The organism is Deltaproteobacteria bacterium (assembly GCA_020848905.1).
In the GTDB taxonomy this organism is placed as follows: Bacteria; Myxococcota_A; Polyangia.
Genome location: JADLHG010000045.1, coordinates 141,066 through 153,028, shown reverse-complemented (window position 1 = coordinate 153,028; position 11,963 = coordinate 141,066). Strand labels below are relative to the sequence as shown.

Here is an 11,963-nt window from a genome sequence, read left to right as displayed (position 1 = left end):
GCCTCGCATTACGCCGCTTCCATGGTGCACATCAGCGGATGGCCGTGCTCGCGCGCCAGGTCGATGGTCTTCTGCACTTTGGATTCGGCGACGTCGTAAGTATACACACCGCACACGCCGACGCCTTTGTGGTGAACGTGAAGCATGATCTGCGTGGCCTCGGTCTGGTCCTTGTTGAAGATTTCCGTGAGCACGTACACGACGAACTCCATCGTGGTGTAGTCGTCGTTGTGCAGGAGCACCTTGTAGAGGCTCGGCTTCTTGGTCTTCGGGCGCTCCTTCAGCCCGAGGCCCTCCTCCTCCCGACGATCGCTTCCCGTACGCGGCTTGCTCATGGAGTCCTCCGCCTCGCAGGGCGGCAAAGCTCCTCCTCTATATATGGCCGAGCTTACGGGCGCAAACGCGCGGACCCGGTCGGAGGGGCGGACGGCACGACCCGTGGACAGAAATACGTCTGCAATCACAGGAGATTGCCCGACGAAAAATCTCCCTGCGGAGGGGCCCGGTTGCTGCTAGTCTGCCCCGTTCGACCGAGGCCCGCCGGGCAAGCATGCCGTTTCGCCCGAAGGGTCCGACCGATTACGACCGCCGCGCATCGAGGTTGCACATGGGCACACGGTTTCTGGGCTGTGACATCGGGGCCGAGACGATCAAGGTGGTGGAGCTGACGCGCACCGCCGAGGGTCTGACGCGCACCCGCCAGGAGCTCGTCGAGCACGGCAAGGAACCGGCCCGCGCCCTCATCGGGCTCCTCGAAGGCCTCGGGTGGACCGAGGTGGACAGCGCCGCCGTCAGCGGACGGTTCGCGCGCCTCGTACGGCTGCCGCGCGTGCCGATCAAGCAGGCGCAGGCCCGGGGCGTCGAGCACCTGCGGGGAGCGCGTCCGACGACGGTGGTCTCGATCGGGGCCCACGGCTTCTCGGTCCTCGAGCGCCGCGAGAGCGGCACCGAGGTCTTCCGCGAGAACTCCCGCTGCTCGCAGGGCACCGGCAACTTCCTGCGCCAGCTCGTGGCGCGCTTCGACCTCTCCATCGAGGCGGCGAGCGCTCTGTGCGAGGAGGTCGCCGACCCCGCCCCCCTCTCCGGCCGGTGCCCGGTGATCCTCAAGACCGACATGACCCACCTCGCCAACAAGGGCGAGAGCCAGGCCCGCATACTCGCCGGCCTCTACGACGCGGTCTGCGAGAACGTGCAGGTGTTGATCAAGCCGCGCCTCTCGCCCCCCGAGGTCATGCTGGCCGGCGGCGTGACGCGGTCCCGTCGCGTGCGCGAGCGCTTCTCGGAGTTCCTCGTCCGCCACAACATGCAGCTCCTCGATGGTCACGACGAAGACGCGATCTACCTCGAGGCCCTCGGCGCCGCGCTCATCGCCGCCGAGCACGAGGTGGCCCCCCCCTCGCTCGAGACCCTGCTCGCCCCCCCCGAGGAGGTGCACCTCGACCGCGTCCCCTCGCTCCGCGAGTCGCTGGACCAGGTGGAGCGCATGCCCCGGCCCCCCGTCGTGACCGACGCGGAGAGCGGCCGGCCGCTCGTCCTCGGCTTCGACATCGGCTCGACCGGCTCCAAGGTCGTGGCCGTGGACGCGACGAGCCGCGCGGTGGCCTGGGAGGGCTACATCAACACCAACGGCAACCCGGTCAGCGCGGCGCAGACGCTGATGCGCAAGTTCGTCGAGAGCGACGCGGCGAGGCGGCCCGTGATCGCCGTGGCCGCCACCGGAAGTGGCCGCGAGATCGTCGGCTCGCTCCTCTCCACCTGCTACGGCTGCGAGTCGGTCTACGTGCTGAATGAGATCGCCGCCCACGCGGAAGGGGCGCTGCACTTCGACGCACGGGTGGACACGATCTTCGAGATCGGCGGGCAGGACGCGAAGTACATCCGGCTCAGCGACGGGCGCGTGGTCGACGCCGCGATGAACGAGGCCTGCAGCGCCGGCACGGGCTCCTTCATCGAGGAGCAGGGGCGCAAGTTCGCCGGCGTGAAGGACGTGGTCCAGCTCGGGCAGGAGGCCCTCTCGTCGTGCTCGGGGGTCTCGCTCGGGCAGCACTGCTCCGTCTTCATGGCCGAGATCATCGACGAGGCGGTCGCGTCGGGCGTCGAGAGCTCGGCGATCATCGCGGGGACCTACGACTCCGTGGTGCAGAACTACCTGAACCGGGTGAAGGGGAGCCGCTCCGTCGGGCAGGTGATCTTCTGCCAGGGGATGCCCTTCTCGGCGGACGCCCTCGCCGCCGCGGTCGTGCGGCAGACGGGGAGCAAGGTCATCGTCCCGCCGAACCCCGGAACCGTCGGCGCGCTCGGCATCGCGCTCCTCGCGCTCAAGCACCTGCCCCTCGCCGAGGCGACCCCCATCCAGCCGGCGCGCTTCCTCGAGGCGCGGCTCACGGGGAAGGACACCTTCGTCTGCAAGTCGAAGAAGGGCTGCGGCGGGACCGGCAATCGCTGCCGTATCGACCGCCTCACCACCCTGGTGGACGGCGAGCGCCAGCGCTTCACCTGGGGCGGGGCCTGCTCCCTGTGGGACAAGGGGACCGGCAAGCGCAAGCTCCCCGACGGTGCGCCCGACCCCTTCCGCGAGCGCGAGGAGCTGCGCGACGAGATCGTGGCGCGGCTGAGCGTGCCGCGCGGCGGAAAGCGCGTGGCGATCTCCGACGCCTTCCAGCTCAAGGGGCTGCTCCCCTTCTTCGCGCGCTACCTGGCCGAGCTGGGCTTCGACCTGATGATCGAGACCAACGCCGATCACGCGACGCTCAAGCGCGGCATCGAGCAGGCCAACATCCCCTTCTGCGCACCGATGCAGCAGTTCCACGGCATGGTCACCGAGCTGGCCGAGCGCAAGCCCGACCTGCTCCTGCTACCGATGATGCGCACTCTGCCGCGCGTCGGTGACGAACCGAACGCGGTGGTCTGCCCCATCGTGCAGGGGAGCCCGGACATGCTGAAGTGGGACCTCGGGCGCGCCAGCGACGTCCCCGTGGTCTCGCCGGTGATCGACTTCGGTCCGGGGAACCTGGAGTCCAAGGCCTTCATCGAGAGCTGCCACAAGATGGCCGCGGAGCTCGGCGTGGTCGGCACGAGGTGGTGGCGCGCCTACGAGGCCGCGCTCCTCGAGCAGAACACCTTCGACATGCGTTGCAAGGAGCTCGGCGCGCGCGCCCTCGCCTTCTGCCGCGAACACGAGCTGACCGCCGTGGTGGTGCTCGGACGCCCCTACACGCTCTACAACACCGTGCTGAACTCGAACGTGCCGGCGATCTTGCGCGAGCAGGGGTCGGTCCCCATCCCGGTGGACTGCTACGGCGTGACCGTCGAGGCGCCGGTCTTCCACGACGTCTTCTGGGGGCACGGGCAGCGCAACCTCCGCGCGGCGCACCAGATCCGGCACACTCCGGGGGTCTACAGCCTCTGGTGCAGCAACTACAGCTGCGGCCCCGACAGCTTCAACCTGCACTTCTACGCCTATCTGATGCAGGGCAAGCCCTTCTCGGTGATCGAGACCGACGGGCATTCGGGCGACGCGGGGACCAAGACGCGCGTCGAGGCCTTCCTGCACTGCGTGCGCGAAGACCTCTCCCGCGCCCGCGCTGCTGGCGCGCCGACGACGGTGGCGCAGCTTCCCCGCGCGAGCGCGCTCAAGTCCATCGAGCACGCCAAGGCCACCCTCCCCGAGATCCGGGCGCGAGGAGAGCGCGTGCTCGTGCCGCGCATGGGAGCCGGAGCCGAGGGGCTCGCCGCGTGCCTGCGCGGGATCGGCGTGGCCGCCGAGGCCCTGCCCCAGCCCGATCGCGAGACGGTGCGCATCGGACGACGCCACACCTCCGGCAAGGAGTGCGTCCCGATGACCATCACGCTCGGGAGCCTCCTGCAGCGCATCGAGCCCGAGAAGGAGACGAACGAGAAGTTCGCCTTCTTCATGCCCACGGCCTGCGGCCCCTGCCGCTTCGGCGTCTACAACGTGCTGCACAAGATCGTGCTCGAGCGCCTCGGCTGGCAGGACCGCGTGCGCGTCTGGTCCCCGGTGGATAGCGACTACTTCGAGGGGGTCCCGGCCGGGTTCGCGGCGCTGGTCTTCACGGGCTTCGCGTCGATGGACATGCTCCTCGACGCGCTCTACGACGTGCGCCCCGTGGAGCGCCGCCCCGGGGCCGCGCAGGAGATCTACGAGCGCTACAAGGCGCTGCTCCTCGAGCGACTCGAGCAGGCGGGGCGCGGCGACCTGTCGGTCCCGGCCGTGCTGCTGCAGGTTGGCAGCGGCCGCATCTTCGGCTGCGCGGACCTCCTGAGGAGCGCCGCCGTGGAGTTCGCGCGCGTGAAGTCGGCCCAGCTCCGCCCGTCGGTGATGATGGTGGGCGAGATCTACGTGCGCTGCGATCCCTTCGCCAACGACTTCATGGTGGAGCAGCTCGAACAGCGCGGCATCCGGGTGCGCTTCGCCCCCTTCACCGAGTGGCTCGAATACTCGGATCATCTGGCCCGCGTGAAGGGGCTCAAGGCCGGCTTCGGCGCCCAGCTCTCGAGCTTCGTGCAACGGCGCATCCTGAACCGCGCCTACGCCCTGATGGCGGCGCCCCTCGCCTGGCCCGAGCGGCTCACCGTGAAGGACACCATCGAGGCGGCCTCGCCGTACCTGCGCGACGATCTCTTCGGCGAGGCGGTGCTCACCGTCGGGGGTCCGGTGCACGAGTGGCGCGCCGGACTCATCGACGGGGTGGTCAGCGTGGGGCCGCTCGAGTGCATGCCGAACAAGATCTCCGAGGCGCAGTTCTTCCACGTGGCCGAGGAGGAGGGGCTGCTCTCCCTCACGCTGCCTCTGAACGGCGACCCCATCGACCCCGTGATCGTGGACAACTTCGCCTTCGAGGTGCAGTCCCGTTTCCGCAAGCGCCAGGAAGCAGCGCGACGAGCGGGGGCCTGGGCTCCGGGTCGCGCGCTCACCGACGCCGTCTAGTCAGCGCGGGGAAGTTGAAGTAGCCCCCTGGCGCGCGATCTGCGCGACCAGCGGCCAGACCCGTAAGGCCCAAACCCGCGCAATAGCTCGCGCCGCGTCGTGGCCCGCAGTATGCAGGGGCGCGCCAGCCAACAGGACCATCTTGCGCAGGCCGCGGACGCCACGAGGCGCCTCGCGCACGCTCCCATCGCGGCGCGTTCGCGAAGGTCGACGTGCGAGCGGCCTGAAGGAGTCACGCCGATGTTTCAGCTCGTCACGACGGTCACCCATCGAACGTGGGCGCGGCAGCTCGCGCTCTTCCTCTGGGCGCTGACGGGAGGCGCGGGGTGCGGGACCACGGCGCCCCAAGGGGATGGGGGCCTGACCGACGCGGCAGCCTCGAGCGGATGGGACGGGGGCGACGGCGGGAGCGCGGTGGATGGCGCGCGCGCGGACGGACGGGCGACCGGCGTCGGCGATGCGAGAGCGGGCGGCGATCGCGCCCTCGGCGGGGATGGCGGGGTTGCGCGCGATGCATATCTGCCCGCGCTGCCCACCGGCGTAACGCCCTGGGTTGTCGTGCCGCGCGTGACGACGGCTCACCTCAACGACCTCTGGGGCGCGAGCCCGACGGACCTCTGGGCCGTGGGTTCCTCGGGGACCACGCTGCACTACGACGGGAAGAGCTGGCAGGCCGTGCCGAACGGGCTCGTGCTCCCGGGCGGCAAGCCCATGTACCTCTGGTCCGTCATGGGTCGCGCCTCGAACGACATCTGGGCCGTGGGCGCCGAGGGGGCGCTCGCCCACTACGACGGCGCGAAGTGGACCGCCGTGCCGAGCGGCACGACGAATAGCCTCTCGAGCCTTTGGATTGATGCCTCGGGCGAGGGCTGGGCCGCCGGGTCGCGAGAGACGATGCTGCAGCTCAAGGGCGGCGCCTGGTCGCGCGTGACGGTCCCCAAGGACCTCGGGGACCTCGGCGGCCTCGGCGGCACCTCGCCCTCGGACGTCTGGGCCTCGGCCTCCCGCTACGTGGCCATCGATCCCACGACAGGGACCTCGGTGACGAAGACGCTGCACTACGACGGCAAGGGCTGGCAGGTGGTCACGGACGGGCCTTCCGTCGGGCCGGCGGAGCACTTCGCCCTGCCCTCCGGCGAGCTCGTGGCCAACGCGGCGTACCGGGTCGGCCTCTTCGACCCCGTGAAGCGCACCACGCGACAGATCCTGCAGATGCACACGCTCGCCACCGCCTCGGTGCGGGGCCCGAGCGCGACGGACCTCTGGGGCGTAGGGTATGGCTCCTCGGGGCCGTCGCAGCTCGGTACGGCGGTGGTCCTGCACTTCGATGGCAGCGGCTGGCTTCGGGCTATCCCCTCGGCGAACGCGCGCTTGAATGCCGTCTGGGCCGGGAGCGGCCAGGAGGTCTGGGCGGTCGGCGAGTACGGCCTGATCATGAAGCTCGGCCGGGCCCCGGCCTTCAACGCGGGAGGGGGTGCGTGCGATCGCCTGAGCTCGCCCGTGCCCGTTCCCGCCTCCCCTCTCGGCGCCCCTGCGACCTCCGTCTGGGGCAGCTCCGACAGCGACGTGTGGGCGGCGAGCGGCGAGACCCTCTACCACTTCGACGGCAAGACCTGGACCGCGGACCCGATCAGCCCCAAGGAGCCGTTCACCTCGCTTCACGGCACGGACGCCTCGAACGTCTGGGCCGCCACGGCGAACTCGATCTGGCGCTACGACGGCAAGACCTGGACCTCGATGTGGAGCAAGCCCTCCTCGATCGGCAAGATCGGCTACTACCGGCAGGTCGTGACCCTCTCGCCCACGGACGTCTGGTCGGGGGACGGGATGGTGGGAGAGGTCCTGCACTACGACGGCAAGACCTGGTCCCAGACGGGCGTCCCGACGCGCCGCGGGATTCATGACATCTCCACCGCCACGCCCGGCGAGCTCTGGGTCCTCACCTTCAACGGCGAGCTCTACCGCACAAACGGCACGACCTGGACCGCCGTCACGGGCCTGCCGCCCGGCCGCGCGACGGCCCTGTGGGTCGGCTCGCCGTCGAATATGTGGCTCGCCACCGAAAGCGTGCTGGCCCACTACGACGGCACGACCTGGTCGCAGACCCCGCTCGGCACCGAGTCGCTCGCCTGGACCACGGCCGTGAAACGCATCGTGGCCAGCCCGACCACGGGCGTGGCGTGGGCCGTGAATCACTGGGGTCAGCCGCTCCGCTTCGACCCGGCGCACGGCTGGGCCCCGACCCGCGCCACGCAGTTCATGAACCTCTCGACCGCGCTGTGGATGTCCCCCTCGGGAGCGCTCTGGAAGGGCGCCTACGGGTCCCTCGAGCCGCAGGTCTGTCGCGCCGTTCCATGAGGCTCCACTATCGGTCTATCGGAAGCGCCCTCGCCGTGGTCCTCATCGGGGCGCTGACCGGCTGCGGGGCCACCGCACCCTGCACCACGCCCGGCGCGCAATGCAGCGATCTCGGCCCGGTCCACGCGGACGGCGCCAGGCCGCCGACCGACGGCCCGCTTCTGGATGCGTCAGTCCCGGCTGACGGAGGCGTCGGCGATCGCGGCCAGCCGCGCGATAGTGGCCTCCCCGATGCTCCTCGTTCCTGCGTCACCACCCCCCTCACCCTGGGCGAGAGCCGCTTCCTCGAGGCCGTCTGGGGCAGCGGCCCAAGCGACGTCTTCGCCGTGGGTTGGAAGGGCGCCATCCTGCACTACGATGGGACGGCGTGGCGTCGGATGACCTCCGGTACCACCCAGGATCTGAAGAGCGTCTGGGGCAGCGACGCAAGCCACGTCTACGCGGTGGGAACGCAGGGCGCCGCCCTCTTCTTCAACGGCAAGACGTGGAGCGCGATTCCCCCCGGCGGCACGATCGGCCTTTTCGGCGTTTGGGGCGTGAGCCCCGCGGAGGTCTACGCCGTGGGGGACAAGGGAACCATCCTCCGGTACGACGGCAAGGCCTGGACCCCGATGGCCAGCAACACGGGCGAATACCTCCGCGCGATCTGGGGCCGTGGCCCAACGGAGGCCTACGCTGTGGGCAACCAGGGCACGCTCCTACGCTTCAACGGCACGAGCTGGAGCGCCCAACCTTCACCCACCACCCGGGCGCTGCAGGCGATTCACGGCAGCGGGACAAAGGACCTCTACCTCGTCACGGACAGGGACTTCTTCGTTCACGACGGCACCCAGTGGAGCCGCAAGGGTGGCGAGTACCCCATTCACGGCGTCTGGGGGACGGATCCCACGAACGTCTACGTCGTCGGGCAAACTTTCGTCTCTCGCTGGGACGGCAAGGCCTACACGAAGCTGATGCACCCCACGAGCTTCCTCTACGGGGTCTGGGGCAGCGGCCCGAACGACATCTTCGCGGCCGGATGGAATGGGGGGGTCGTGCACTTCGATGGTCGGGAATGGAAGCCCATGCTCTACGGCAACGACTGGGTCAGCAGCTGGGGGAGCAGCCGCACCAACGTGTACCTCGGCGGCGAGGAAGGCGCGGTCTTCCGCTACGACGGGCAGCGCTGGAACGGCGTGAGCCACCCTCCGGACCTTCGGTACACCATCAGCAGCATCTGGGGCTCGGGGCCGAGCGACATCTACACCACCGGCGCGGCGACGGAGGGAGTCTTCCGCCTCGATGGGAGCGGCTGGCAGCGCGTCACCATGAAGGGGCCGGCGGGACAGCCGCCGCTCTGGGTGCGAAGGATCTGGGGCTCAGGGCCCTCGGACGTGTACTTCGTCGGAGACTACGGCGTCGGGACTCACCTGTCCGGAACGCAGCTCCTGCCGCTCGACATCAATCCACCCGGCACGTCCGGAGCGGGTTCCCCGGAGGGAATCTGGGGCAGCGGCCCAACGGACGTCTGGGCTCTCGAGCGCTCCGGCACGCTGAGGCACTTCGATGGCACGGCCTGGACCGCGGTGGCGACCGGGGCCGCGAAGGGCCTCACCTATGGGCTCTGGGGCAGCGGTCCGGCGGACATCTATGTCGTCGGAGAGAAGGGGCTCATGCGCCACGAGAACGGCCACGGCTGGAGCACCCTGCCGCAGCAGACCTCCCAGACACTGCTCGCCGTGAACGGGGTCCACGCGAAAGACGTCTGGGCCGTGGGAGAGAAGGGCACCGTCCTGCACTTCGACGGCACCACCTGGACCAGCGTCCCGACGGCCACGACCGCCAACCTCCGGACCGTGTGGCCGCTCGGGGTCGGACAGGCGGTCGTCGCGGGCGCGGAGGGGGTCATCCTGGACGTGCGCTGTCCCTGAGCTCCGAAGGGTGCGGTCTCTCGCGCCCAACCCGCCAGGCGCTCGATCGCCTCGACGTCCACCGACTCGAGCTCGAAGTCGAGGACCGGTACGCGTCAACGACACCGAGACAGCTCGTCGGCGCATTTGCTGTAGCGCCGCCTCGCGGGTCACCGAAACCCGGACGGCTCGGGCTCCGCCCGCGTCCGAAGCCCGCGAACTCACGACGACGGCGCTTGGCGCCCGGATTGCATGTGGAGCGGTCATCATGACTCTCACGGCAATCTACCGCGGCGCCGCGTGCGCGCTCGCTTTGCTCGTCGCCGGCCCCGACACGGCGCTCGCGCGGCAGCTCCGCGAGGAGGCCGATCCGGGACGCGTCCGACTGGGTGCCAAGCTCGTCCTGCGGAATCCGAGGACGGGCGAGCGCAACGAGCCCGCGCGCGTCGTCGCGATCCACCGCCACAAGAGCTCGGGGGCCATCTCGGTGGCCGTCCTCTTCCGGGACGGCACCTTGACGCACGGGCCCCTGGCGCGGATCCGTATCGAGAGCCTGCCCTTCGGCTCACAACGCCGGCTCTTGCGCGCGTTCAAGAACCGCATCCGCGACGCGGTGAGCGACGAGCTCGGGCTCGACGCGCGGCAGGTTCCGCTCTACACCGTCAAGCGCGCCGTCCTCAAAGAACTTAGCCGCCACCGTGACGATCCGTTCCCCGAGCTCGCGGGGGTGTTCAACTGGGGTGGGCGAGCGCTGGCCTCGCGGGACCTGGCCTTCACCTGGCGCCAGATGGTGGCCCACGAGGTGGTCCACGGCCTCTCCGAGATCTTCTCGCGGTACAGTTCGCCCGAGCTCTATGAGGGACTCACCGAGTACTTCTCGATGCGCGTGGCCATTCGGCGGCTGGAACACGCAGGGCCGGACAAGCACCACGCGTACTACCCGCGGTACCTCTTCGCGCTTCGGCTCGCCGAGCTCGTGGGGGAACACGCACTGCACCGCACGTTCTTCACGACCTACGACTACGACGCGCCGGGTGAGCTCGCGAGGCAGGTAGACCACGCCCTCGGCCGTCCGCGGGCTTTCAAGGCGGCGCTCTCGGCGCTCGAGCGAACGAAGGGACGAGACGCTCGCCAGGCGCTCCGCCTGCTCGGTGGACCGCCGCGCACCGACAATCCTTGGCGGTAGTCGGAGCGGCGATCGTCGCGCGCGCGGAGGGGGGTATTCTGGCCGTGCGCTGTCCCTGAGCCCCCGCTGGCGTGGCCTCCCGCGCTTAACCCGCCAGGTTCTCTATCTCCTGGACCTCTACCGAATCGAGCTCGAAGTCGAAGACGGCCAGGTCCTCCGCCATGTGCGCGGCGGAGCTCGTGCCGGTAAGGGCGATCAGGCCCAGCTGGAGCGCGAACCGGAGGACCACCTGAGCCGCCGTGGCGCCGCGATGAACGGCGATCGCCCGGACCCGCGGCGAGTGAAGCACCTCCGCGTTGGCGGTCAGGAGCGAGAAGCCCTGATAGAGCAGGCCCTGTTCGGCACAGAAGGTACGGACGGCGCGATCCCAGCCCCGCGAGGCGTAGCACCGGTTCTGCACCACTCTCGGCTTGACCGAGGCCTGCGTCCAGAGCTCCCGGAGCTGCTCCTCGGACACGTTCGAGATGCCGAGGAGACGAGCCTTCCCCGCGTGGTGCAAGGACTCCATCGCCTGCCAGGTCTCCCAGTCGTCAGCCGTCAACCCCTGGCGCCTCGACGGACCGTGCAAGAGATAGGCGTCCACCCGCCCCACGCCGAGGTGGCCGAGCGAGCTCTCGCAGGATTGTTCGACCTGCGCGCTCAGCGCGGCTGCGGGGTCATACGGGAGCCGACTGTCCTGGCTGGCGCGATTGGTGAACTTCGTCTGAACAAAGACCTCCTCGCGCGCGATCCCTCTCTCCGCGACCGCCGCCGCGAGCGCCTCCCCTACCGCCGCCTCGTGATAGTGTCGGCGCTGGTTGGCGGTGTCGATTCCGCGAAACCCCGCGTCGAGCGCCAGGCGCGTCAGCCGGGCCGTCTCCCCTTCCTTCCAGGCTGTGCCGTAGATGAGCCGCGGCACGCGAACGCCGGCTACCTCCGCGCAGGCTGCGCTCCTCCCCTCGACCACCTGCGCCCCGGGCACCCGGGCTTCTGAGACGTTGGATATCTTCATCGAAAAGCTCCGGCATCCCGTGGTCCGTCTTCCTCTCCCGCCTATACTTTGCCGACCAGGGGCCTCTTCCCGGAAGGGGCCCGGGGCCGCGACCTCGGTCCTCGCCGAGGCGCGTACGCTTCGTATAGCACGTGAAGGAGCAGCTGACATGACGACGCTTGCCCCGGGGGCTCACCCGCACTTCAACGACCGCGGCGCCATCCAGTGGTACACCTCTCTCTCGGACGCCCTCGTCGCGGCGAAGACCGCGAGGAAGAAGGTCTTCATCGAGTTCGGTCGCGAGGCCTGCACTGACTGTCGCGCTCTCGTCGAGGGCGCCATTCCCCAAGAGGCGGTGAAGGCGCGCCTCAACGAATCCTTCATCGCCGTGGCCGCGGACTGTGACGAACCCGACCCCGCTCTGCTGGAGCTCTGGCGACACCACATGCCCTGGGCACGTTCACTTCCCTTCGTCTTCTACGTCGACGAAAACGGTGCGTTCCTGCACGGGACCACCGGAAGCCGCTCGGCCAGCGAGCTTCTCGGTGACCTCGAGGAGGTCGCGCATCGCCGCTGACACGGCCCGAGGCCGACCTCCGTCGAACTCCCCGC

7 protein-coding genes are annotated in these 11,963 nt (G+C 69.7%); 5 read left to right on the top strand and 2 right to left on the bottom strand.

The window, feature by feature from the left end; genetic code table 11:
* Positions 1-8 precede the first annotated feature (8 nt).
* Positions 9-335: an ATP-dependent Clp protease adapter ClpS gene (clpS, locus tag IT371_20535; GenBank protein MCC6750065.1), complete on the bottom strand. Its 327-nt coding sequence runs from the start codon at positions 333-335 to the stop codon at positions 9-11.
* Between the two features lie 272 nt (positions 336-607).
* Between clpS and IT371_20530 the strand changes: the two genes are divergently transcribed.
* The 4 genes from IT371_20530 (at position 608) to IT371_20515 (ending at position 10,381) form a co-directional block, all read left to right on the top strand.
* Positions 608-4,948, top strand: coding sequence for a CoA activase (locus tag IT371_20530; protein MCC6750064.1), 4,341 nt, complete (start codon positions 608-610; stop codon positions 4,946-4,948).
* Positions 4,949-5,188: 240 nt separating this feature from the next.
* On the top strand, positions 5,189-7,306 hold the full coding sequence (locus tag IT371_20525; GenBank protein MCC6750063.1) for a hypothetical protein: 2,118 nt from the start codon (positions 5,189-5,191) through the stop codon (positions 7,304-7,306).
* A complete protein-coding gene (locus tag IT371_20520) occupies positions 7,303-9,216 on the top strand; it encodes a hypothetical protein (protein MCC6750062.1) in 1,914 nt (637 codons plus the stop codon). The genes IT371_20525 and IT371_20520 overlap by 4 nt, the downstream gene beginning before the upstream one ends.
* A gap of 247 nt (positions 9,217-9,463) precedes the next feature.
* Positions 9,464-10,381 (top strand): hypothetical protein, encoded by a 918-nt coding sequence (locus IT371_20515; GenBank protein MCC6750061.1) that lies wholly within the window; start codon positions 9,464-9,466, stop codon positions 10,379-10,381.
* An 85-nt stretch (positions 10,382-10,466) separates the two neighbouring features.
* Here IT371_20515 and IT371_20510 read toward each other — a convergent pair whose 3' ends face one another.
* On the bottom strand, positions 10,467-11,372 hold the full coding sequence (locus IT371_20510; GenBank protein ID MCC6750060.1) for an aldo/keto reductase: 906 nt from the start codon (positions 11,370-11,372) through the stop codon (positions 10,467-10,469).
* 148 nt (positions 11,373-11,520) lie between these two features.
* Between IT371_20510 and IT371_20505 the strand changes: the two genes are divergently transcribed.
* Positions 11,521-11,928, top strand: coding sequence for a thioredoxin family protein (locus IT371_20505; protein MCC6750059.1), 408 nt, complete (start codon positions 11,521-11,523; stop codon positions 11,926-11,928).
* Positions 11,929-11,963 lie beyond the last annotated feature (35 nt).

What these genes read in the sequence shown, in the direction of transcription:
- clpS (MCC6750065.1), bottom strand. Translation starts at nt 335, where the DNA reads ATGAGCAAGCCGCGTACGGGAAGCGATCGTCGGGAGGAGGAGGGCCTC.
- IT371_20505 (MCC6750059.1), top strand. Translation starts at nt 11,521, where the DNA reads ATGACGACGCTTGCCCCGGGGGCTCACCCGCACTTCAACGACCGCGGC.
- IT371_20525 (MCC6750063.1), top strand. Translation starts at nt 5,189, where the DNA reads ATGTTTCAGCTCGTCACGACGGTCACCCATCGAACGTGGGCGCGGCAG.
- IT371_20520 (MCC6750062.1), top strand. Translation starts at nt 7,303, where the DNA reads ATGAGGCTCCACTATCGGTCTATCGGAAGCGCCCTCGCCGTGGTCCTC.
- IT371_20530 (MCC6750064.1), top strand. Translation starts at nt 608, where the DNA reads ATGGGCACACGGTTTCTGGGCTGTGACATCGGGGCCGAGACGATCAAG.
- IT371_20510 (MCC6750060.1), bottom strand. Translation starts at nt 11,372, where the DNA reads ATGAAGATATCCAACGTCTCAGAAGCCCGGGTGCCCGGGGCGCAGGTG.
- IT371_20515 (MCC6750061.1), top strand. Translation starts at nt 9,464, where the DNA reads ATGACTCTCACGGCAATCTACCGCGGCGCCGCGTGCGCGCTCGCTTTG.